Here is a 21,534-nt window from a genome sequence, read left to right on the forward strand (position 1 = left end):
GGCAGCAGAAGATGCAGCCCGGATTGGGGCTGCCACAGGCGGAGAAAGCCGGCTTCAGGGCGCCCGGGGCCCGGCCGGGTCAGGTGTAGTCAAGACCCCGCGCGCTCAGCCCCACCAGATCGATGTGGGCGGCATTGATGTCCAGGTTGGCCACCGCCACCGTGAATGACGCATTGGTGTAGGCACCTGACCGGATCAGGCCGGCCAGCGACTGCACGGTGGCAGCGTCTGCGGAAGCCCCCACCACGTTGCCGAACAGCAGCGCCACCACCTGCTCCGGCGTGGCCGAGGCGCCCAGCAACGCATTCAGGCCCAGTTGCGCCAGTTGCAGCTGCGACGCACCCGAGTCCACCACGCCCAGCACCGCCCCCACGAGTTCCCGGCTGGAAAGCCCCGCCGGGCCGACCAGCGCGCCCAGCAGGCGCGCTGTCGTGCCCGCCGCGCCATCGAGGTCCAGCGCCACGGAGCGGTCGGCAAAGCGCACGCGCTCGATCTGCAGCAAGGTGTCGGTACCATCCCGCCCCGCCGTCCCATCGGCCAGTTGCCAGCCCCCGTCCTTGCGCGTCAGCGAATAGCCACCCCGGGCACCCTGGGCCACGAGGGTGTCCACGCCCCCGGCGCCATTGAAGGCCTCATTGGCCTGCGTGCTGGTGAATACATCGGGGCCCGCCGTGCCGCTGGGCTGGCTGGAGAAATTCAGCGTCGGGCCATTCGTGGAATTCATGCCCCAGGTGCCGCCCAGACCGTCCCGCCCGTAGATCCAGTCCAGGGCCAGCAGGTCGAAGGCCTGGAAGGTGGTCTTGTAGGGGCCGGCCCGCGTGTACGACATCACCGTGTTGTTGGTGTTGTCCTGCGAAACGGGCAGCGGCCTGGCGGAGTCAAAAGGGTGCGCCAGCCCCAGCGCATGCCCCACTTCGTGCAGCAGCACCTCATACCCGGCGCCGCCTGCCGTGGGCTGGTTGTTGATGCCGGCATGCTCCACGTTGTCCAGGTAGACCACCGATTCCGCGTTGAGCCGGGTCAGCGTCTGGCTGCCGTTGTAGCTGTAGTTGTAGAACGTGGACGCCAGCCCGGCCGTCGACGCCCCTGGGATATTCGTCGCGACGAAATGGAGGTCCGCCTGGGCGGAACTGCCCACCTCGGTGAAGGTAATGCCAGTGACCGCCGCGGCATGCTGCAGTATCTGCCGCGTGGCCTGCTGTTGCGCCGTATTGAATGCGGTGATCGCACGTCCCGCATCGGTGGCGGCAACGCTGCCGGGGCTGGCATCGAAGGTGTAGTACAGCACCTTGCGGCCATCGGGAAAGAAGTTCCACGGCGATGGGTTGTCCAACAGGGCGTCGGCCTGCGGGTTGCCGGAGTACACGACATTCTGGAGATCGGAAACGGTGGCCATGGTCGGGCTTTCTTCTTTCAGGCAGCCCCATCCGCCGAGACCCCATCCATCCCGCCCCTACGGACGGGCAGTGAATTGGGGTCGAAAAACGGATCTGGCCGCGGGACAGACAGGTGCCGCACCACTTTATCACCGGAGCCCGTTCGCAACCGATATGGAAAACCAATGGTCGCCACTTTGCAGTGGGCTGCCGTTATCAACCGCCCCGCATGGCAGGTCACCAAGAAAAACGCCGCCCACCCGCAATGCGGGCCGGCGGCGTCGCGCGGCTTTCGGTTCCTTACTTGCCAGCAGGCTTGTCAGCAGCGGACTTGTCCTGCGGCGGCGCGGCCTTGCGAAGCAGGTTTGCGAGGTCGCTGCGCATCTTTTCCGGGTCAAGACCGGATGGCGAGGGCGTGGGGGTTTGGTTCGGTGTGTTCATGCCTTTACCTTATCACCGGCACTCCTGCCCGCTGCCATTAACCCTGCAAATGTCTCTGTTAAGCAAGGATGCCAGTGCCTGCAGGCGGCCCATCTGCCGCATGCGCAGCAGCGCCAAAATGGCCTGAAGAGCGCATGCAACCGTGCTTTTCTGCTATCAAAGTCACACTCGCGTGAACCGACCTCGGAGGGCGGGGCCTTACATACGCTCACCTCTCATACCTCCGCGATGCAATGCCGCGCGCCAGGGGCACCCGCGCGCGGCAGCGGCTTCACCCGCCTACTTGGCCAGGTTCCGGAACGTCGAGGGGCTTTCCGCCTGGCCCAGCCCGGTGCCTTCGGCAATCGGCAGTTCGCGGGCCACGCTGCCCGACGATACATTCGCCATCACCGAGTTGACCGGCGCCACGCCCACCGAGCCATCGGCCAGCACCGTCAGCTCGTACACCGTCCAGACATTGTTGGAGCCGGTGTAGGGCGCCGCCGGCGGCGTGAACGTGTAGGCCTGGCCATTGGAGAGCTCCAGCCGCACGTTGGCATTCGATGTGCCCAGGTTGCCCGAGCCCGCATAGTGGTGCACCGAATAGCGGTAGACGCCCGGACGCAGTGCGCCAGCCCCCGCACTGCCCGTGCTGGCCGTAGGCGGGCAGGTCACCGTCTCTGGCCCGTAGGAGGAGATGTCATCCACGTCCAGCGCACACATGTCGCCCGCATTCTTGCCGGCAAAGTACACATGCCAGCGCGCAGCCCCGCTGGCCGAAGGCCCTGTCAGGTGCGAATCCAGGTCGCGCGGGTTCTCACCCCAGGTCAGGATGGTGCGGAACTGGCCGGCAACCAGACCTCCCGCACTGCCACTGGCTGGCGACAGGGCCACTGCCACCTGGTTGGGTGCGGCGCAGTTGAGCAGCACGGTCTGGTTGGCGGGCGAGTAGTTGGGCGCCGTCGTGGTCACCGTGAAGAAGCCCTGCGCCAGCCCCGCGAAAGAGGCTACGCCCTGCGCATTGGTGGTGGCCGAGCGCGTGCCCAGCGTGACCGACGCGTTGGCCAGGGGGAGGTTCGCGCCCCGCAGCGCATCGAACACCGTCACCTGGGCTGTGGCGCACTGCACCGCGCCCGACCCACCGGTCTGCTGAAGGCCCACAGGCACCAGGTGCAAGGTGGCCGGATCGAAGCGGAACAGGATGTTGTAGTTGGACTCCACCGTGGTCGTGGTGCCAGGCTGCTGCGGGTTGGCCACCGGCACCAGCAGGCGCAGGTTTTCCAGCAGCACATCCGTCTGGTTGACGCCCGCGCCCCGGGTGCCGGAAAAATCAATGACCTGTGCCTGCACCCCCAGCACCAGGGTGGCGGATGCGGCGGCGACGATGGCGCCACGCGCCCAGCGGGCGATACCGAATGTGTTCATGAAACCTGCCTCTCGTTGGATGGAACGCGAAGCGTAGGGCATGTGCACAAGCGTCCCCAAAACCACTCCCTCACCAAAGAACGCTTTTAAAGACAGTTGGCAGCCAAAGAAGCAAATAGGCCAACGAACCATTCATTTTCTGCTTCCGGCTGTTTCAACTTGATGGACGAATCAACGATTGGGAACAATTTCGGCCGCCGCGCAGGCCAAACCGCCCTGGCGACCCGGCTTTGGACCACTCCGACAGGGGTCAGTATTTTCACAAAGCACCCGCTTGCTAAAAATAAAACCCTTTGCTATCGTGCAGCCCATGGAATCCCCTGCAACCCGGCGCAAACGTCCCGCCGCCCCCAAGGCCCCTGTGCCCCTCACGGCGCCTGCTGCCCGCGCCCGCAAAGCCCCGGCAATTGCTGCCAATGAACCCCGGCGCCCACGCGGTCGCCCGCGCAAGACTGCGGAAGAAGTCGATGACGGCAACCGCCGCCGCAAGCTCATGGACGGGGCGGCCAGGCTGTTTCTGACCAAGGGCTTTGCGGCCACCACCACGCGCGACATCGCGGCGGCCGCAGGCATGCACAGCGGCTCGCCCTTCTACCACTTCGAAAGCAAAGGGGCCCTGCTCCACGCCGTCATGAACGAAGGCATGGTCATGGCTTTGCAAAGCCAGCAGCAGGCGCTCGCCGCGCTCCCCCCCACTGCCACGCCACGTGAACAACTGCGGGTGCTGATCCGCCACCATTTCGAGATCCTGCTGGGCCCACGCAGTGGCTTCATCCCGGTGATGCTGTACGAATGGCGCTCGCTGACGCCCGCACAGCGCAAGGGGATAGCCCGCGTCAAGGACGCCTACGAGGCCGCCTGGATGCCCACGCTCGAAGCGCTGTCCCGGCAGGGCACGCTGCAGGCCGCCCCCCGCCTGGCACGCCTGTTCCTTTTTGGCGCCCTCAACTGGGCCGTGCAGTGGTTTGCCCCCAAGGGCGGCAAGTCGCTGGACGAGCTGACCGGTGAGGCGCTGGCACTGTTCATACGGGAGGCGTGAGCCATGTACCAGAGCGTGTTTGCACCAGGTCTTTTCGCAGGATGGGTGGCCATCGTCACCGGCGGCGGCTCGGGCATCGGCCGCTGCACGGCGCACGAGCTGGCCCGGTTGGGTGCGCAGGTGGTGCTCGTCGGGCGCAAGGCCGAGAAGCTCCAGGCCGTGCAGGCCGAGATCACGGCCGACGGCGGGCAAGCCTCCTGGCATGCCTGCGACATCCGTTCCGAGGAGGCCGTGGGCATCGTCGTGCAGCAGGCCCTGGCCGAGCACGGCCGCATCGACGCCCTGGTGAACAACGCGGGCGGCCAGTTCATGGCGCCGCTGGCCAGCATCTCCGCCAAGGGCTGGGAGGCGGTGCTGAACACCAACCTGACCGGCGGCTTCCTGATGGCGCGCGAGTGCCACCGGCAGTGGATGCAGGCCCAGGGCGGCGCCATCGTCAACATCGTGGCCGACATGTGGGGCTCCATGCCGGGCATGGGCCACAGCGGCGCGGCGCGCGCCGGCATGGTCAGTTTCACCGAGACAGCCGCCCTTGAATGGGCGGGCAGCGGCGTGCGCGTAAATGCCGTGGCACCGGGCTACATCGCATCGAGCGGCATGGACAACTACCCGCCCGCCGCCGCCGACATGCTGCGCGCCATGCGCCACACCGTGCCGCAGGGGCGCTTCGGTACCGAGGCCGAGGTTTCGGCGGCCATCGTCTTTTTGCTCAGCCCTGCTGCCAGCTTCATCAGCGGAACCACCGTGCGTGTCGACGGCGCCCGCCCCCAGGCCCGCCTGGGCTGGCCCATGCAGGTGCCCGACGCCGCAGCGCAGCAACGGCCTGCCGTGCGGCCGTTCGAGGGCTTCCACCGCGCCCAGGTGCCGCGCGTGTTTGCAGCCCAGCCGCAGCAACCGCCGGAGGCAGCGCCATGACCGTCTTCGCCTCGCGGTTCAATGCCTTGGCGCCCGACGCGCAGCGGCGGCGCAGCGCCCAACTGGCGCGCCTGGACGCCCTGCGCGCCCTCGAGGACCGCGCCGCGGCCGCTTCGGCCCGCTCGCAACCGCAGTTCGACAAGCGCAACCAGTTGCTGCCGCGCCAGCGCGTTGCGCTGCTGCTCGATGCCGGCACGCCCTGGCTGCCCCTGGCCACGCTGGCGGGTTACCTGCAGGACACCAAGGACCCCGCGAAGTCCGTTCCCGGTGGTGGCATCCTCGCCGGCATCGGCACGGTGTCGGGTGTGCGCTGCATGGTGGTGGCCAGCGACTCGGGCATCGAGGCCGGCGCCATCCAGCCCATGGGCCTCGAGAAGATCCTGCGCGTGCAGGAGATCGCGCTGCACAATCGCCTGCCCTTCGTGCACCTGGTGGAGAGCGCGGGCGCCAACCTCATGCGCTACAAGGTGGAGGGCTTCGTGCACGGCGGCAGCCTGTTCCGCAACCTGGCGCGGCTGTCGGCGGCCGGCATTCCGGTGATCACGGTGCAGCACGGTTCGGGCACGGCAGGCGGTGCCTACATGCCGGGGCTGTCGGATGTGGTGATCATGGTGCAGGGGCGCTCGCGCGCCTTCCTGGCCGGGCCGCCGCTGCTCAAGGCCGCCACGGGCGAGATCGCCACCGAGGAGGAGTTGGGCGGTGCCGAAATGCACACCAGCATCTCGGGCCTGGGCGAGTACCTGGCACAGGACGACCGCGAGGCCATCGGCATGGCGCGCGCCGTGGTGGAGGCCTCCGGCTGGGCCAGCATGCGCCCGGCATCCGCAGCCCCGGCGCCGACCCTCAATGCCGAGGACCTGCTGGCCCTGATGCCCGACGACCTGCGCCAGCCCGTGGACATGCGCGAGGTGATCGCGCGCATCGCCGATGGCTCCGAGCTGCTCGAATTCAAGGCCCGCTACGGCATGGCCACCGTGTGCGCCCAGGCGCGCATCGATGGCCGCCCCGTGGGGTTCATCACCAACAACGGCCCCATCGACGTGGCGGGTGCCAACAAGGCAGCGCACTTCATCCAGTGGATGTGCCAGCTCGGCCACCCCATCGTCTACCTGCAGAACACCACCGGCTACATGGTGGGCAAGGACAGCGAGCAGGGCGGCATGATCAAGCACGGCAGCAAGATGATCCAGGCGGTATCGAACGCCACCGTGCCGCAGATCACCATCCAGTGCGGCGCCAGCTTCGGCGCCGGCAACTATGGCATGTGCGGGCGCGGCTATGCACCGCGCTTCCTGTTCAGCTGGCCCGGCGCCAAGACCGCCGTGATGGGCGGCGAGCAGGCCGCGCGCACCATGCAGATCGTGACCGAGGCAGCGCTGGCGCGCAAAGGCATCGCGCCCGACCCGGCCGAGTCGCAGGCCCAGTTCGACAAGATCGTGGCCATGTTCGAGGCGCAGGCCGACGCCTTCTACACCAGCGGCCTGCTGCTGGACGACGGCGTGATCGACCCGCGCGACACACGCGCCGTGCTGGCCCTGTGCCTAGCCACCTGCGCCGACGCCCAGACACGCCAGGTGCACCCCATGCAGTTCGGGGTGGCACGCATGTAGACCCCTTTCCCCTTTCTTGCACTGGTCCACACAAAAATCAACGGAGACACACCATGCAGTTCACGCACGAGCACCGCGAGATCCAGAAGACCCTCAAGCGCTTCATCGACGAGGAGATCAACCCCCATGTGGACGAGTGGGAGGCAGCCGAGATCTTCCCGGCGCACGAGGTCTTCAAGAAGATGGGCAAGCTTGGCCTGCTGGGCCTGTGCAAGCCCGAGGAATACGGCGGCTCGGGCCTGGACTATTCGTACTCCGTGGCCATGGCCGAGACACTGGGCCACGTGCACTGCGGCGGCGTGCCCATGGCCATCGGCGTGCAGACGGACATGTGCACCCCGGCGCTGGCGCGCCACGGCAGCGAGGAGCTCAAGCGCGACTTCCTGGCCCCAGCCATCGCAGGCGACACGGTGGGCTGCATCGGGGTGAGCGAGCCCGCAGCGGGCAGCGATGTGTCCGGCATCAAGACCACGGCGCGCAAGGATGGTGACGACTACGTGATCAGCGGCCAGAAGATGTGGATCACCAACAGCCTGCAGGCCGACTGGATGTGCATGCTGGTCAACACCGGCGAGGGCCCCGTGCATCGCAACAAGAGCCTGGTGATGGTGCCCCTGCGCGACGGCCCCGGCGGCCAGCTCACCAAGGGTGTGGAAGTGGCGCAGAAAATCCGCAAGATCGGCATGCACAGCAGCGACACCGGCCTGCTCTACTTCGACGAAGTGCGCGTACCCCAGCGCTACCGCATCGGTGCCGAGGGCCAGGGTTTCATCTACCAAATGCAGCAGTTTCAGGAGGAGCGGCTGTGGTGCGCCTCCAGCACGCTGGAATCGCTGACCAACTGCATCGGCTGGACCATCGAATGGGCGCAGGAGCGCAAGCTCTTCGGCGGTGCGCTGGCCGACCAGCAGTGGGTGCAGTTCAAGCTGGCCGAGCTCAAGACCGAAGTGGAGGCCCTGCGCGCACTGACCTACCGCGCCTGCGAACTCTACGTGGGCGGGCAGGACGTGCTGGAGCTGGCCTCCATGGCCAAGCTCAAGGCCGGGCGCCTGAACCGCGAGGTGCCCGACACCTGCCTGCAGTTCTGGGGCGGCATGGGCTTCACGCTGGAGAACAAGGTCTCGCGCATGTTCCGCGACGGGCGCCTGGCCTCCATCGGTGGCGGGGCCGACGAGGTGATGCTGGGCATCCTCGCCAAGACCATGGGCATCGCCAAGCGCCCCACCGCCCACTGAACCAGGACACAGCATGCCCGACGCCCTGCTGATCGACCGCGCGCCGCTGGGCAGCGGCCTTTTCCTGGAGACCTGGACCCTCAATGACCCGGCCAGCCGCAATGCGCTGACCGATACCATGGTGGACGCCCTGCTGAGCGCTTGCACGCGTGCGCGCAACGATGCCGCGCTGCGCGGCGTGGTGCTGCGCGGCGCGGGCGGGCACTTCTGTGCGGGTGGCAGCCTGGGCGGCTTTGCCAAGGCCATCGGCCAGCCGCTCGGTGCGGGCGTGCCCGATCCGCTGGTGCCGCTGAACCGCCGCTTCGGCACGCTGCTGCAGGCCTTGTGCGGCCTGCCCCAATGGCTGGTGATCGCGGTGCAGGGTGCAGCCATGGGCGGCGGCCTGGGCCTGGCCTGCTGCGGCGACCTGGTGCTCGCGGATGCGGATGCGCAGTTCGGTGCGCCCGAGGTCACGCTGGGGCTGGTGCCTGCGCAGATCGCACCCTTCGTGGTGCGGCGGCTCGGGCCGGCGGCGGCCCGGCGCTGGCTGCTGTCGGGCGCGCGCAGCGGTGCGGCTGCCGCGCAACAGTGTGGGCTGGTGGATGAAGTGGTCGACGGCGCGATGGACGAAGCCGTGCAGGCAACCATCCAGCGCCTGGCGGCCACTGCGCCCCAGGCGATTGCCGCCACCAAGCACCTGCTCCTGCAGGTGCAGGGCACGCTGCCCTTGCCGGCCCTGCTGGACGACGCCGCCCACCTGTTTGCCCATGCCTTGCGCGGGCCTGAGGCCCCAGAGGGGCTCGCCGCATTCACGGCCCGCAAGGCCGCCCCCTGGAGCGTGGTGGCATGAAAAAGATACTGATCGCCAATCGCGGCGAGATCGCCCGGCGCCTCGTGCACACGGCACAGGCCATGGGCATTGCCACCGTGGCCGTGTACTCCGACCCCGATGCCCAGGCCCTGCATGTGCGCGAGGCCACCCAGGCCGTGGCACTGGGCGGCAGCGCCAGTGCCGACAGCTACCTGCGCATCGACAAACTGCTCGCGGCAGCACACGCCACGGGCGCCGACGCCGTGCACCCTGGCTATGGCTTTCTCAGCGAGAACGCCGAGTTCGCGCAGGCGGTGGTGGATGCCGGCCTTGCCTGGATCGGCCCGCCGCCCGCCGCCATACGCGCGCTGGGCAGCAAGGCCGGCGCCAAGGCACTCGCGCAGGCCCAGGGCGTGCCCTGCCTGCCCGGCTATGCGGGCAGCGACCAGGGCGATGAACGCTTTGCGGCCGAAGCAGACCGCGTCGGCTTTCCGCTGATGGTGAAGGCCGTGGCCGGCGGCGGCGGGCGCGGCATGCGGCTGGTGACCGAGGCCGCGCAGTTGCCCGCAGCATTGGCCAGCGCGAGGTCGGAAGCGCTGGCAGGCTTTGGCTGTGGCGACCTGTTGATCGAGCGCGCATTGCTCAGTCCACGCCATGTGGAGGTGCAGGTGTTTGCCGATGCGCACGGCCACTGCATCCACCTGGGCGAACGCGATTGCTCGGTGCAGCGGCGCCACCAGAAGCTGGTCGAGGAATCACCCAGCCCCGCCGTGGATGCCGCGCTGCGCGAACGCATGGCCGCCTGCGCGGTGGCGCTGGCCCAGGCGGCAGGCTATGTGGGTGCGGGCACCGTGGAGTTTTTGCTCGATGAAGACCAGCCCGGCGCCTTCTTCCTCATGGAGATGAACACCCGCCTGCAGGTGGAGCACCCGGTGACCGAAGCGCTCACCGGTCTGGACCTGGTGGAGTGGCAGATCCGCGTGGCACGCGGCGAGCCCCTGCCCCTCAAGCAGGACCAGGTGGCCTTGCAGGGCCATGCCATCGAGGTGCGGCTGTGCGCGGAAGACGCTCACTTCACGCCGCACACAGGACGGGTGCTGCACTTGGGCACACCGCAGGCCACGGCCTTCCAGCGTGCTCCGCTGGGCGGTCTGCGCTTTGACCATGCGCTGGAAGAAGGCACTGAGGTCACGCCCCACTACGATGCCATGCTGGGCAAGCTCATCGTGCATGCCGCCACACGCGGCGATGCCATCGATGCGCTGGTGCGCGCACTGCACGGCACCTCGCTGCTCGGGCTGCCCAGCAACCGCGACTTTCTGGCCGCCTGCCTCGACCACCCGCAGTTCCGCGCCGGGCAGGCGCGCGTGCCCTTCCTCACGGAGAAAGGCGATGCCCTGCGCGCGTCCCTGCGCCAGCAGCAGCAGGCCGCCCTGCTGCCCGGCGCCATGGCGGCCCTGTTCCCGCCCCGCGCCACCACCCTGCCCTGCAGCTTTGCGCGCCCCATGCGGCTGCGCCACCAGGGTGAGGTGCAGCCGATGGCCGTGCGTGAGATGGGCCAGGGGTGCCTGCACATCGAACAGATGGCTGGAGAAGAATCCATCGCCATCCAGCTGGTCCCGCAGCCCGATGGCCGCGTGCAATGCACCCTGGGTGGGGTGACGCATGCCGTGCGCACGGTGGCAGTGGGGCCGCACCGCTGGCACTGGCAGACCGGTGGTGCAGACGGCTGGGTGGAAGACGCGTCATGGGAGCCTGCCGCACGCGCAGGCGCAGCCCACGGCGCGAACGAACTGCGAGCCCCCTTCAACGGCCGCGTGGTGGCAGCGCCCGTGGCCGTCGGCGAGGCCTTGCCGACAGGCGCCACGGTGGTGGTGCTCGAATCCATGAAGCTGGAACACAGCCTCACCTGCCCTGCCGCCGTAACGGTGGTCGAGCTGCTGGTGGCGCCCGGCCAGCAGGTTGCACCGGGCCAGGTGCTGGCGCGCTTTGCGGCGCAGGAGGCGTAAGGCCATGCCGCTCCCAACGAAAGACGATGGCCTGCGCGCCGACCGCGCAGCCCTGACCGACACGGTCACGCGCTTTGCCCGCACCGAGATCGCCCCGCATGTGGATGCCTGGGACGCGGCGGGGGAGTTTCCCCGCACGTTGTACCGGCGCGCGGGAGACCTGGGCCTGCTGGGTCTGGGCTACCCCGAGCAGTACGGCGGCACGCCCGCCAGCTATGCGCTGCGCCTGCCGCTGTGGCAGGCCTTGTGCCGCTACGGCACCAGTGGCGGCGTGCTGGCCAGCCTGCTCTCGCACAACATCGGCCTGCCACCGGTGCTGGCACATGGCAGCGATGCGGTGCGCGATGAGGTGATACCGCCCGTGCTGGCGGGCGAGCGCATCGCGGCCCTGGCCATCACCGAACCTGGCGGCGGCTCCGACGTGGCGCAGCTGGCCACCACCGCGCGGCGCGAGGGCGACGAGTATGTGGTCAACGGCGAGAAGGTGTTCATCACCTCGGGCATGCGCGCCGACTGGATCACCGTGGCCGTGCGCACGGGCGAGGCCGGCAGCCGGGGCAGCGGCGGCATATCGATGCTGCTGGTGCCGGGCGACAGTGCCGGCCTGTCGCGCAGCCCACTTTCCAAGATGGGCTGGCTGTGCTCCGACACCGCGCACCTGCGCTTCGACAACGTGCGCGTGCCCGCGCGCTACCTGCTGGGGGCCGAGGGCGATGGGTTTCGCACCATCATGGGCAACTTCAATGGCGAGCGCTTTGGCCTGGCGGCATCGGCCCTGGGGTTTGCGCAGGCCTGCTACGACGAGGCCCTGGCCTGGGCGCGCCAGCGCAAGACCTTTGGAGCGCCGCTGGTGGCACACCAAGTGATACGCCACAAGCTGGTGGACATGCAGATGCGCATCCACTCCACCACCGCCTGGCTCGAATCGGTGGCCGCGCAGGCCGATGCAGGCCACACCGGCGCCGAATGGGTGGCCCAGGTCTGCCTGCTCAAGAACCACGCCACGCAGACCATGCAGTTCTGCGCCGACCAGGCCGTGCAGATCCTGGGCGGCATGGGCTACATGCGCGGCACTGTGAGCGAACGCATCTACCGCGAGGTCAAGGTCATGATGATCGGCGGCGGTGCCGAAGAGATCATGAAGGACCTGGCGGCCCGCCAGCTCGGAATCTGAGGACACCCACCATGACGACGACCCACTCCGACAAAGCCATCATCACCTGCGCCATCACCGGCGTGCTGACCGATCCCACGCAGCACCATGTGCCCGTGACGCCCGAGCAACTGGCGCGCGAGGCACGCCGCGCGGTGGATGCCGGCGCCGCCGTGGTGCACGTGCACTTTCGCCAGCAGGAGGCGGGCAAAGGCCACCTGCCCTCGTGGGACCCGCAGGTGGCGCGCGACTGCGTGCAGGCCATGCGCGAGGAATGCCCCGGCCTCATCATCAACCAGACCACCGGCGTAGTGGGCCCGCACTACCAGGGCCCGCTCGACTGCCTGCGCGCCACCCGGCCCGAGATGGCGGCCTGCAACGCCGGCTCGCTCAACTACCTCAAGGTGCGCAGCAACGGCACCTGGGCCTGGCCACCCATGCTGTTCGACAACCAGCCCGCCAAGGTGAAGGACTTCATCGACGTGATGCTGGAGACCAACACCCTGCCCGAATTCGAATGCTTTGACGTGGGCATCGTGCGCTGCGTGGAGATGTACGTGCAGACCGGCATGTACACCGAGCGCCTGCCCGAATACAACTTTGTCATGGGGGTCGAGTCGGGCATGCCGGCCGACCCGGACCTGCTGCCCATCTTGCTCAGGCTCAAGATCAAGGACGCCCCCTGGCAGGCCACCGTGATCGGCCGGCAGGAGATCTGGCCCGTGCACCAGCGTGTGGCCGAACTGGGTGGCCACCTGCGCACCGGGCTGGAAGACACGTTCTACCTGCCCGATGGCAGCAAGGCCACCTCGAATGGCCCGCTGATTGACCAACTGGCCCAGGTCGCGCGCGATGCAGGCCGCAGTGTGGCCTCACCGCAGGAAGCGCGGGAGCTGCTGGGCCTGCACACCGCCACCGCTTGATGGGGCTGGCCGGCCGCCAGCGGCCCGGCAGCGACACACACCTCCCTCAGGCCAGCAACGCTCCGGTGTCGACACCGACCAGTTGCACGGCTGCAGCAGCGTCGGCCGGCTGGTGCTCCACGGCGGAACTCCAGCCTGCACTGGCTGCGAAGGCACCCTTGGGCGAAGGGCTGCCGTTGGCCGAGTTGGTGGAGTACATGTACGACTCGGCAACCTCCTTGGCCCAGGCCGCGGCGGGGGCGTTGAAGACCTCCATGTCGCCGGTGGCATGCTCCAGTCCCAGCAGGATGTGGCCCAGTTGCACGGCAACGATGCCCACATTTTCCTTGCCCACGGCGTCCAGGTACGAGAGCAGCGCGCCCTGCACGCCCAGGTTGGACCCCAGGCCCATGTTGGTCGCGATCTTCAACGCCAACTCCCCCGACGTCAGGTTCTGGTAGTTCGAACCGAACTGAAAGGCATAGTCCAGCCAGCTCTGGGGGGTGGAGCCGGCAGCCATCTTCTGCTGGTAGAAAGTCGTGCTCGAAGGGGATTGGTCGTTGAACGCACGGTTCAGGATGGTGACTTCAAGTTCTGCAGAGAGGGCGACGGCCACAAACAGCTCCAACAATAGGGAAATGTGCAGAGCATAGAGCCTATGTGCCAATGGATTCAAGAAAACATTGCTCGCCAATTTGGGGCATGGACATTTCCTCGCTTGGTCACCCCAACCCTCGGAGGTGGGCTTTTGTAAATGCTCCGTCCTGCCCCCCGCTCTGACCTAACCCACCAACCCTCCCAGGATGGCCGAATTGCCAATCGCTACCCCGCGCGTTCCCGGCGGAGTGGCAGCTCGCCGGTCGAAGGCCGGGCCGCTGAACGACTGTGTCGATACGAACTTTCCGGCCGTCGCTACACGCACCAGGGCACCGGGCACCGCAGGCTCTTGCGCGATACCCAGGATGGAATACGCCTGGGGCGTAGAGACGAAAAGACGCGCTGCTCCAAACGAAGAGTTGCCCATATTGACCCCAACCACCAGCCCGTTGGAAAGAACCTCAAACCACGCATAGGACAAGGCATAGCCGAGCGAGTCAACAGTGATGCCCTCTGCCACCGTCAACTCCGTGTTCCAGGCAATCAAATGGGTAGTGAATGCGCCCGCCAGGTACACTGCCATCAGCGGCCCGGTGCCCGCTCTGTCAAAGAACATGAAGGGTGTGTTACCGGGCACTGAAGACTGTCGCAGGCAGTTGCCTGCATTGTCGTATTCATATAGCTGCCCTGCCACCGTCAGCCAGAAACCGCCAAGCTGGCGCGGACAGATACACACGGTATTTGGCATTCCCGCAGCGCCTGTGGCAGCCAACACCGCAGAGAGAAAGTTGCCTGCAGCGTCGTACAGACGTACGGCAGCGCTGGTATTGCTGGCGGGATCAACAAAGACCAGATTGCCATTGCTCAGTTCCATGGCATTGCGCTCGGCGGGACTCACGGAGCGATTGGGGGCACCCGTTGCCAGCGTGTTCAATACCCCTTGCTGCGTGCCATTGGCCGCAAAGCGTGCAAACTTGTAGGCAGTCGCGGCCGTGTACCGGTAATAGTGCAGTACAAAACCGCCCGACGCCAGTGCCAGCACACCTATGTGCGTGGGCGATGACCCCGCCTCCGCCACGACCTCAGCGCCCTGCAGCGCACCTGCCGCGTTGAAGCGTTTGAAAGCGAAATCATTGGACCCGTTTTTGCCATAGGCCACCACCACGTCACCCCCGGTCAAGGTGACGACGTTCCAATTGGATATGTCGCTGCTCGCCAGAAGGGCCACAGTCACCTCGGGTGCCACGACTGCCCCGGTGGCCGCCGAATGGATTGCCAGCTTGAGCGTTGCACCCTCGACCCACACCACGGCCATACTGTCGGCGCCTGCCCGCGCGAGGCGAGCTCCCACAACCCCAGTCGCCGCCGCCACCCCCACCCGAGATGACAAAGGCACTCGGAGGGGGCCGTAGATACGCAGGTTGACCCCAGTGTCCGACTGAGAGCCGTTTCCGCTATACACCACCGCAAAATTGCCATTGTCCAGGGCGACTATCGAGCGGAATATCTGCGCGTTGAAACCGCTGCGCCCCCATGCAGTGCCACTGGCCTCCACGGCCGCCGGTGGTACCAGCGCAGTCACCCCGCTGGCAGAGTTTTGCAAGGCCAGCGGCACACCGTCGGCGGCGCGCCGCACAAACCCACCCGATCCCAGCTTGGCATAGTCGCCAGCGGCCAATGCTGTTTCGGCCATGACCGTTACCACCTGGTTTTGCGCATCCACACCCGATACGAGATGACGTCCCATGCTGCACATTTCCTTTCCAGGGCATTGCCCGCAACCCGGGCACACCGCCCGTAAGGCAATGTCCGCGAGGGCGCGTTGCGTTGAAAGGAGGGGCATATATGCGGCACCGGGCCCAAGGCCCGATTTTGCTGCCCGCCATGCCTGGCAGGCGCGCAGGCGGGTCGGCTACGCCCTGACACAGCGTCTCGGTCAGATCACCTGCAGAGCCTTCAGCATGGGCACCTGCTTCTGTGCGAAGGCATTGGCCATTTCCGCCAGCTCGACCAGGTTTTCTTCCGGGGTTTCCAGCGCCTTGCCGGACTTGACCAACTTCTGCCCTTGCAAGCTCAGAATCTGCCACGCCAGTTGGGCCCACTCGGCCGGTTGCTTCTTGCCCTGGGCCAGCGCCAGCAAAAAGAACTGGTGCGTACGGCTGACTGCAATGCCACCGCCCGTCACCGGGCTGGCCAGAAAGCCCACATCGTTGCTGCCCCGCGATTGGTTGGCCAGCCAGGTGTTGAGCTTGTCGGTGGCCTTGCGCAGCTTGGGCGCCACCGCGTCGTCCTGCGCGGGGGCCAGGTGCCCGGCGCCAGCCAGCACCATCACGCTCTGCTGAATTTGCGCAAAACTGATGCCCTTGCCCTGCAACGCCTGCTCAATTTGCCCCAGAGTGCGCGGCTTGTGGTCGGCCAGCAGGTCGAGCAGGGGGGCATAGATCGCTTCAGTCAGCGTGACCTCGCCCACCCCGCCGGTCATCTTGAGGGACACGTCCGGGCGATAGGCTACCAGCACCACCTTGATCAGGCGCAGCGCTTCGGCCTGGTCAATGGCATTGAGCTTGCGCGCGCCCTTAACCCAGTAGTCACGCCGAAACTGCTGGTTGACGATGAAATCCCGCGTGCTCTCGCGCAGGTTGGCATCGGGAATGTTCTTCAAAAACTGCTGCTGCTCGGCATTGAGGTTGAGCGCGTCGACCTGCTCCGAGGGGTGGGCCGTGCAGGCAAATTGCAGCTTGGCGGGCTCCAGCCACTCGGCCATGGTGGCAAAGTGCATGGGTACCCAGTCGCGGTTGAAATACTCGTGCGCGAGGTACTGCTTGGGCATGGTCTTGAGGCGGGTCATGCGGTCCGCGATACTGGTGTTCACCCGGCTGTAAAGCGGGTTGGTGGCCAGCAGCTTCTCGGCAAAATCCACTGCTCCGTCGATGCGGTTCAGGGTGCCATTGCCCTCGGCCCCCATCACGGCCGCATGCTGCGACAGCAGGTGGCGCATGGGCGCAAAGGCCGCCCAGCCGGGCAAGGTGTTGTAGCTGATGTACAGCACACCGCCCACCTTTAGGCGAGTGCGGATGAACTCCACAATCACGGCCCGGTTTTCGTCACTGATCCAGCTCCAGATGCCATGCAGCCCGATGTAGTCGAACTGCGGCAGGTCGGTGCGGCGGGCAAATTCATCAAAGGCCTGGTCGTACAGCCGTGCGCCGGAGCCCGACACCGCGGTCAGTTGCTGTGCGTAACCGGCTTGCGCCGGATTGAAGTCGGTACCATGCCACTCGACCACGCTGGCCGCCGCGTGCATGCCCACGCTCAGGCCCTGGCCAAAGCCGAGCTCGCAGGCCGTGCCCACTTCGGGGAACACCAGGCCCTGGTTCAAGAAAGCCAGTTTGACCCGCAGCGGGTTGAGTTCGGGATAGTAGCCGTAGGTATAGCCAATGTCGGCCACATAGCCGGCGGTCCAATCTGACATGCGGTGCCTCTCCTTGTTGAAGCTCGCATTTTTACATGTCCCCTCATCGCTCCACTGCAGCGTGTAGCAGCGAGGCTCGCGCGGTCACCATTGCGTGCATGGGTTCGTCAGGCAAGCGAAGGGAATGCAGCTTGGAGCCCCTGACGGTGGCGTTCGAACATGCGTGTGAAAGCCCCCTCCACCGCACGGGTGAAGCCGGCCTCGTCCATCAGGGCGCTGGCCTCCAGCTGTTCACGCAAGGTGGCACGCACCTGGACCAGCCGTGGCAGGTCGCTGGCCAGTGCCACCACCTTCTCTACATACTCTGGCACAGTATGGGCCACCCATTCGGGTCGGCCTGCGCCGTGCAGGATGGCCGAGCCCAATCGCCCCACCCCTGGTCGGCCGCTCAGCGTGACATAGGGCACACCCATGTACAGCGACTCAAGCAGTGTGGTGCCGCTGTTGTGGGGAAAGCAGTCCAGCGAGATATCCACACCGCGCAGCACATCCCAGGGCGGGCTGTGAAAGCCGCAGACAACACGTTCGGGCGCAACCCCCAGCGCTGCAACCCGCGCCTGGGTCTGGCGCGCCAGTTCGGCATCGCGCATGTTCTTGCTGTCGATACGCAGCACCGACCCGGGTACGCGCAGAAGAACCTGGGCCCAGGCAGCGAACAGATCGTCGTTGAAGCGAATCGAGCGGCTCAGCGTGGCAAAGGTCACATGGCCGGTCGCTAGCGCCGGCAGAGGCCCCGGGTCCCCCATGCATGGCGCCGGCCGGTAGGTCAGAAAAGAGCGCCCCAGCCGCCAGGGCCGCTCGGCAAAGTACACATCGTCCGGCACGGGCACGGCATGCGCGTCGGTCAGAAAGTAGTCGATCGCGGCAAAGCCCGTGGAGGATCCGAACCCCAGCCAGCTCACCGACACCGGTGCCGGCTTGAGTGCGAACACATCGAGCCGGTTGCCTCCCGTGTGGCCCGAGAGGTCCACCAGCACGTCGACCCCGCTGGCGCGCACCAGGTCAGCCACCTCATGCTCGGTCAGGCCCTTGATGAAGTGCCAGTGGTCCACCATGGTTTGGTAAGCCGGCAATACCTCCGCAGGGCCTGAAAGATTGGCAAAGGCCGATACCTCGAAGCGCGTGTGGTCGTGGTGGGCCAGCAGGGGCTGCAGGAAAAGCCGCACCGGGTGCTGCGTGAAGTCGGCCGACACGTAACCGATATGGATGCGCCGGTCTGGGCGCTCCGACAGGGGGGGCACTGCAGCGGCAGGTGATGGCGGCGCAGCACCAAAGCAATGGGCCGCGAACGCCTGATACTGCTCCAGGATCTGCTGCGGGGTTTTGTGCGGGTGGTTGTTCAGCGCAAACAGCCATTTGCCCCAGTATTTGCGCTCGTACGGTCTGGCGGCCAACACCTGTTGGAACAGCGCCTCGCTCGCCGCATGCTCGGCCAGGGTGGCATGCAGGGATGCCAGCTCGACCATGGCGTCCAATCGCTGATGCTCCGTTGCTCCCGGAGATGCCACGGCTTCGGAGAGGTAGCGCCGCGCCTCTGCCAGGGCCTGGGTTTCATGGCACAGCTGCCCCATGGCCATGAGCCCCGTGGCATTGCCTGCTTCGATCGACATCGCGTGCCGGAAGGCCGCCACTGCCTCGTCAAGCCGGCCCTGTGCGCGCAGCACGTTGCCCAGATTGATCCAGCCGCTGACGTCGTGCGCCAGGAGCGCCAGCTTGCGGCGTATCAGCGCCTCGGCCTCGGCCAGCAAGCCCAGGTTCTGGCTGGCAATGCTGAGGTTGTTGAGCACCATGGTGTCCTCGGGTTGCAGCGCGAGTGCCTGCGACAACGCGGCGTGGGCCTGACGGTGCGCCCCGAGCTCCATGAAGACGGCTCCCAATGCCGACTGCACCTGTGCGGGCGGGTGGCCATGGGCCAAGGCCTGCGCCAGCGGTGGCTGTGCCTCGGCATACTGGCCCAACGCCATGTGGGCAATGCCCAGATGGAACCACGCTTGGCCAAAACGCGGAGCGAGGTGGACCGCCTGCCCAAAGGCTTTGTGTGCCGGCTCGAATCGCCCCTGTGTGTAGAGCACATCGCCCACCTTGTTGGCAAGCACGGCAAGCACCGCCTGCGACTGGCCTGTGGGCGGCGCTACGGCTGACACCAGTTGCAGCGCGTGCTGAAAGGCCACCAAGGCCTCGTCCAACTGCCCCAAGTGGCGGCGCACATCACCCAGTGTGGTCCAGGCCTGTGCATCGCCGGGCGCCAACTCGCATACCCGCTGGGCTGCCTGCAGGGCCTGGGTGCCATGGCCCAGCGCGAAGGCAGCGCGCACCACCCAGCCCCAGGCCATGGCGTCCTGTGCGTGCTGCGCCACATGCGCCTGCGCCTGGCCCAGGCACTGTGCAAACGCGCGCTCCTGAAATAGCTGCGCAAGGCGGGCGTGGATCGGATGGGCGGCGGTGGACGACATGGGCTGGAATCAAACGGCGAGGGAGCACAGCGTACCAGCCTCAACAACAAACACCGGGCTACGGCTTCAGAGCCACCCATGAAAAAAGTCCCCCAGGCTTTCGCCTGGGGGACTTTGCAGAAAGCGGCTTGCAGTGGTTCAGCGAAACGCCAAGCCTTGCATGCTGCCTTCTTGACCTATTAGGCCACGGTCCACGAAGCGCCCGACAGGGTCGCCACACCGGTCAGCTTGATCAGGCTGTCGTCTACGGTCAGAGCAGCGGCAGCATCGTTCACCAGAATGTAGGTGTCAGCGCCGTATTGGAACGCGATAGCCTTGGAGGCACCAGCGGTGGTAGCAGCCAGTTGGGCGGCGGTCAGCAGCGTCGACGATGCGGCGATGTTGGCCAGTTGCGTGCCGGTAGGAGCAGCCTTGGTCGTGGCAGCAGCCGCGGTCAGGTTGACCACGTCAGTACCGCTCACGAAGTCGGTCACTTCCACAGCGGACGAGCCCAGCTTGGCAGCCGTGCTGATGTCCAGATCCTTGGCGCCAGCGCCAGCCAAAGCGGTGATGTTCAGCGTGTCGGCGCCAGCACCCAGGGTGATCTTGTTGGCAGCTTGTGCGTTGATGTTGACCGTGTCAGCGCCATCGCCAGCAACCAGGGTCACCTTGGCGTCCAGCGTGCCGGTGATGTTGAACGTGTCAGCGCCCACGCCGCCGGTGATGGCCACAGCCGTCGTGCCGGTGGTGGTGAACGTCAGGCCCAGGGCCTTGGTCAGTGCCGATGCGTCGATCACGGTGGCGTTGGCAGCCGTCACGGTGGTGGTCAGGCCTTGGTCGCCAGTGATGACAATCTTTTCAGCCAGAGCAGCCGTGATGTTGGCAGCGTTAACGGTCGTGGCAGCCACGGTACCGGCCGTGCTCTTCACGTTCAGGGTTTCGATGTTGGTGACGATGACGTCATCAGCGCCGGTCGCATCAGCGAACACGATGCTGGCGGAGTCAGCAGCGCCAGTAGCACCTGCGAAGTTGACGGTCAGAGCACCACCAGCAGCGGAGTTCTGGATACCAACGGTGGTTGCCAGGTTCACGCCAGCGAACGTAGCGGCACCAGCAGCGACGTCAACCCACAGCTCGGTCAGGCCGGTAGCGCCGGTAGCCGTGAACTGGGAAGCAGCACCTGCAGTGACGAACACCTTTTCGATGTTTTGCAGCGTAGGAGCAACCGTAGCGGCAGCTGCCAGCGTGGCCTTCAGCGTGTCGACGCCAGCGCCGCCGTCAACCACGTCGGTAGCCGACAGGAAACCAGCGGTGGTTGCCAGGATGGTGTCGTTGTTGCCGGTGGTCTTGAACTTGGCTTCCGAAGCGGCTGGCGAGATGAAGTCGTCGCCGGCAGTCAGGGCCAGGGTCACGCCGGTCACAGCGGTGTCGGTTGGGCCGACAGGCGATGCGGTGGTGTTGGCTGGGTTGGCCGAGTAGGTGTACGAAGCGGTCACTTCGTTGTTCCATGCCACAGCAGCTGCAGCGAAGCCAGCTTGGTCGCCAGTGGCGTTTTCCAGGTTGGCAAGGATTTCGCCCAGTTGCATTGCAACGATACCGACGTTGGCCTTGCCCACTTGAACCAGGTAGTCCTTCAGTGCGGTCTGCAGAGCAGCGTTAGGCAGCACGCCCAGGTTCGTCAGCAGCTTGGTCGACAGTTGGTCTTCGGTCAGGCTGGTGAAGCCAGAGCCGAACGACAGAGCGAACTGGGTGGCGCCGACCGAGGTGGCTTGGGCCACTTGGTTGTTGTACACAGAGTTGGCAGGAGACTGGTCGTTGAACGCGCGGTTCAGCATAGTCACAGTCGCGTCGACACCAAAAATTTGCTTAGGCATTTGAAACTTCCTATTAACAGTTAAAAAATGAAAACAAGTTGCTAAAGCAAGGCCAGCCCGTCTAGTGCACCACGCTTACCTGCCGTGCGTGCCCGTTCAGCCCCATCTTTACAAGTTTGCTCTGGCATTATCACACGCACTTTTAAAAAAATGCCAGTGGTCAAGAGCAATGCCTAGCCAACTTGGGATGAAGTGTAGCAAGCATCCCACCGGACGGGGCGTGACGCGGATCACAAGTACCGTGCGCTTGTGAGCGACGCCGGTCTGAGCCTCCCGATGTTGCAG

At 66.3% G+C, this 21,534-nt stretch carries 16 protein-coding genes; 8 read left to right on the forward strand and 8 right to left on the reverse strand.

Annotated elements, in window-relative coordinates; genetic code table 11:
• Positions 1 to 79: 79 nt before the first annotated feature.
• The 3 genes from AC07PA_RS07445 to AC07PA_RS07455 form a co-directional block, all read right to left on the reverse strand.
• Positions 80 to 1,396, reverse strand: a complete 1,317-nt coding sequence (locus AC07PA_RS07445; protein ID WP_494608305.1) for a M12 family metallo-peptidase — start codon at positions 1,394 to 1,396, stop codon at positions 80 to 82.
• 280 nt (positions 1,397 to 1,676) lie between these two features.
• On the reverse strand, positions 1,677 to 1,817 hold the full coding sequence (locus AC07PA_RS07450) for a hypothetical protein (RefSeq protein ID WP_157405917.1): 141 nt from the start codon (positions 1,815 to 1,817) through the stop codon (positions 1,677 to 1,679).
• Positions 1,818 to 2,096: 279 nt separating this feature from the next.
• Entirely contained in the window at positions 2,097 to 3,221 is a 1,125-nt protein-coding gene (locus AC07PA_RS07455) for a carboxypeptidase regulatory-like domain-containing protein (protein WP_494608306.1), read from the reverse strand.
• 310 nt (positions 3,222 to 3,531) lie between these two features.
• Here AC07PA_RS07455 and AC07PA_RS07460 point away from each other — a divergent pair, with 310 nt between their 5' ends.
• Genes AC07PA_RS07460 through AC07PA_RS07495 form a run of 8 tightly spaced genes read left to right on the forward strand, consistent with a single transcriptional unit; the run spans position 3,532 to position 12,895 of the window.
• Positions 3,532 to 4,260, forward strand: coding sequence for a TetR/AcrR family transcriptional regulator (locus AC07PA_RS07460; RefSeq protein WP_007860845.1), 729 nt, complete (start codon positions 3,532 to 3,534; stop codon positions 4,258 to 4,260).
• A 3-nt stretch (positions 4,261 to 4,263) separates the two neighbouring features.
• Positions 4,264 to 5,175, forward strand: a complete 912-nt coding sequence (locus tag AC07PA_RS07465; protein ID WP_494608307.1) for an SDR family oxidoreductase — start codon at positions 4,264 to 4,266, stop codon at positions 5,173 to 5,175.
• Positions 5,172 to 6,785 (forward strand): acyl-CoA carboxylase subunit beta, encoded by a 1,614-nt coding sequence (locus tag AC07PA_RS07470; protein WP_494608308.1) that lies wholly within the window; start codon positions 5,172 to 5,174, stop codon positions 6,783 to 6,785. The genes AC07PA_RS07465 and AC07PA_RS07470 overlap by 4 nt, the downstream gene beginning before the upstream one ends.
• Positions 6,786 to 6,838: 53 nt before the next feature.
• Complete coding sequence (locus AC07PA_RS07475; protein ID WP_494608309.1) at positions 6,839 to 8,020, forward strand: acyl-CoA dehydrogenase family protein; 1,182 nt, start codon at positions 6,839 to 6,841, stop codon at positions 8,018 to 8,020.
• A gap of 13 nt (positions 8,021 to 8,033) precedes the next feature.
• A complete protein-coding gene (locus tag AC07PA_RS07480) occupies positions 8,034 to 8,849 on the forward strand; it encodes an enoyl-CoA hydratase/isomerase family protein (protein WP_494608310.1) in 816 nt (271 codons plus the stop codon).
• Positions 8,846 to 10,819 (forward strand): acetyl/propionyl/methylcrotonyl-CoA carboxylase subunit alpha, encoded by a 1,974-nt coding sequence (locus AC07PA_RS07485; RefSeq protein WP_494608311.1) that lies wholly within the window; start codon positions 8,846 to 8,848, stop codon positions 10,817 to 10,819. The genes AC07PA_RS07480 and AC07PA_RS07485 overlap by 4 nt, the downstream gene beginning before the upstream one ends.
• Positions 10,820 to 10,823: 4 nt before the next feature.
• Positions 10,824 to 11,993 (forward strand): acyl-CoA dehydrogenase family protein, encoded by a 1,170-nt coding sequence (locus AC07PA_RS07490; RefSeq protein ID WP_494608312.1) that lies wholly within the window; start codon positions 10,824 to 10,826, stop codon positions 11,991 to 11,993.
• Positions 11,994 to 12,004: 11 nt separating this feature from the next.
• Positions 12,005 to 12,895, forward strand: a complete 891-nt coding sequence (locus AC07PA_RS07495) for a beta-keto acid cleavage family enzyme (protein WP_494608313.1) — start codon at positions 12,005 to 12,007, stop codon at positions 12,893 to 12,895.
• A 46-nt stretch (positions 12,896 to 12,941) separates the two neighbouring features.
• On the opposite strand, the gene AC07PA_RS07500 is transcribed toward AC07PA_RS07495, so the two are convergent.
• The 5 genes from AC07PA_RS07500 to AC07PA_RS07520 all read right to left on the reverse strand — a co-directional run bounded on the left by AC07PA_RS07500 (position 12,942) and on the right by AC07PA_RS07520 (position 21,249).
• Positions 12,942 to 13,490, reverse strand: a complete 549-nt coding sequence (locus AC07PA_RS07500) for a hypothetical protein (protein ID WP_494608314.1) — start codon at positions 13,488 to 13,490, stop codon at positions 12,942 to 12,944.
• 165 nt (positions 13,491 to 13,655) lie between these two features.
• Positions 13,656 to 15,218 carry a hypothetical protein gene (locus AC07PA_RS07505; RefSeq protein ID WP_494608315.1) on the reverse strand — a complete coding sequence of 521 codons (1,563 nt, stop codon included), beginning with the start codon at positions 15,216 to 15,218 and terminating at the stop codon, positions 13,656 to 13,658.
• Positions 15,219 to 15,407: 189 nt separating this feature from the next.
• Positions 15,408 to 16,943: a methyltransferase regulatory domain-containing protein gene (locus tag AC07PA_RS07510; protein WP_494608316.1), complete on the reverse strand. Its 1,536-nt coding sequence runs from the start codon at positions 16,941 to 16,943 to the stop codon at positions 15,408 to 15,410.
• Between the two features lie 107 nt (positions 16,944 to 17,050).
• The gene (locus AC07PA_RS07515) at positions 17,051 to 19,396 is read right to left on the reverse strand and encodes a tetratricopeptide repeat protein (RefSeq protein ID WP_494608317.1); all 2,346 of its coding nucleotides are present in this window, start codon (positions 19,394 to 19,396) and stop codon (positions 17,051 to 17,053) included.
• A gap of 179 nt (positions 19,397 to 19,575) precedes the next feature.
• Positions 19,576 to 21,249 carry a hypothetical protein gene (locus tag AC07PA_RS07520; RefSeq protein WP_494608318.1) on the reverse strand — a complete coding sequence of 558 codons (1,674 nt, stop codon included), beginning with the start codon at positions 21,247 to 21,249 and terminating at the stop codon, positions 19,576 to 19,578.
• Between the last annotated feature and the right edge of the window lie 285 nt (positions 21,250 to 21,534).

Source organism: Acidovorax sp. GW821-FHT09B03, from assembly GCF_059418305.1.

Coding starts and splice junctions, on each gene's coding strand:
- AC07PA_RS07505 (WP_494608315.1), bottom strand. CDS start 15,218: ATGGGACGTCATCTCGTATCGGGTGTGGATGCGCAAAACCAGGTGGTA.
- AC07PA_RS07485 (WP_494608311.1), top strand. CDS start 8,846: ATGAAAAAGATACTGATCGCCAATCGCGGCGAGATCGCCCGGCGCCTC.
- AC07PA_RS07465 (WP_494608307.1), top strand. CDS start 4,264: ATGTACCAGAGCGTGTTTGCACCAGGTCTTTTCGCAGGATGGGTGGCC.
- AC07PA_RS07455 (WP_494608306.1), bottom strand. CDS start 3,221: ATGAACACATTCGGTATCGCCCGCTGGGCGCGTGGCGCCATCGTCGCC.
- AC07PA_RS07475 (WP_494608309.1), top strand. CDS start 6,839: ATGCAGTTCACGCACGAGCACCGCGAGATCCAGAAGACCCTCAAGCGC.
- AC07PA_RS07460 (WP_007860845.1), top strand. CDS start 3,532: ATGGAATCCCCTGCAACCCGGCGCAAACGTCCCGCCGCCCCCAAGGCC.
- AC07PA_RS07515 (WP_494608317.1), bottom strand. CDS start 19,396: ATGTCGTCCACCGCCGCCCATCCGATCCACGCCCGCCTTGCGCAGCTA.
- AC07PA_RS07520 (WP_494608318.1), bottom strand. CDS start 21,249: ATGCCTAAGCAAATTTTTGGTGTCGACGCGACTGTGACTATGCTGAAC.
- AC07PA_RS07450 (WP_157405917.1), bottom strand. CDS start 1,817: ATGAACACACCGAACCAAACCCCCACGCCCTCGCCATCCGGTCTTGAC.
- AC07PA_RS07510 (WP_494608316.1), bottom strand. CDS start 16,943: ATGTCAGATTGGACCGCCGGCTATGTGGCCGACATTGGCTATACCTAC.
- AC07PA_RS07480 (WP_494608310.1), top strand. CDS start 8,034: ATGCCCGACGCCCTGCTGATCGACCGCGCGCCGCTGGGCAGCGGCCTT.
- AC07PA_RS07495 (WP_494608313.1), top strand. CDS start 12,005: ATGACGACGACCCACTCCGACAAAGCCATCATCACCTGCGCCATCACC.
- AC07PA_RS07490 (WP_494608312.1), top strand. CDS start 10,824: ATGCCGCTCCCAACGAAAGACGATGGCCTGCGCGCCGACCGCGCAGCC.
- AC07PA_RS07445 (WP_494608305.1), bottom strand. CDS start 1,396: ATGGCCACCGTTTCCGATCTCCAGAATGTCGTGTACTCCGGCAACCCG.
- AC07PA_RS07470 (WP_494608308.1), top strand. CDS start 5,172: ATGACCGTCTTCGCCTCGCGGTTCAATGCCTTGGCGCCCGACGCGCAG.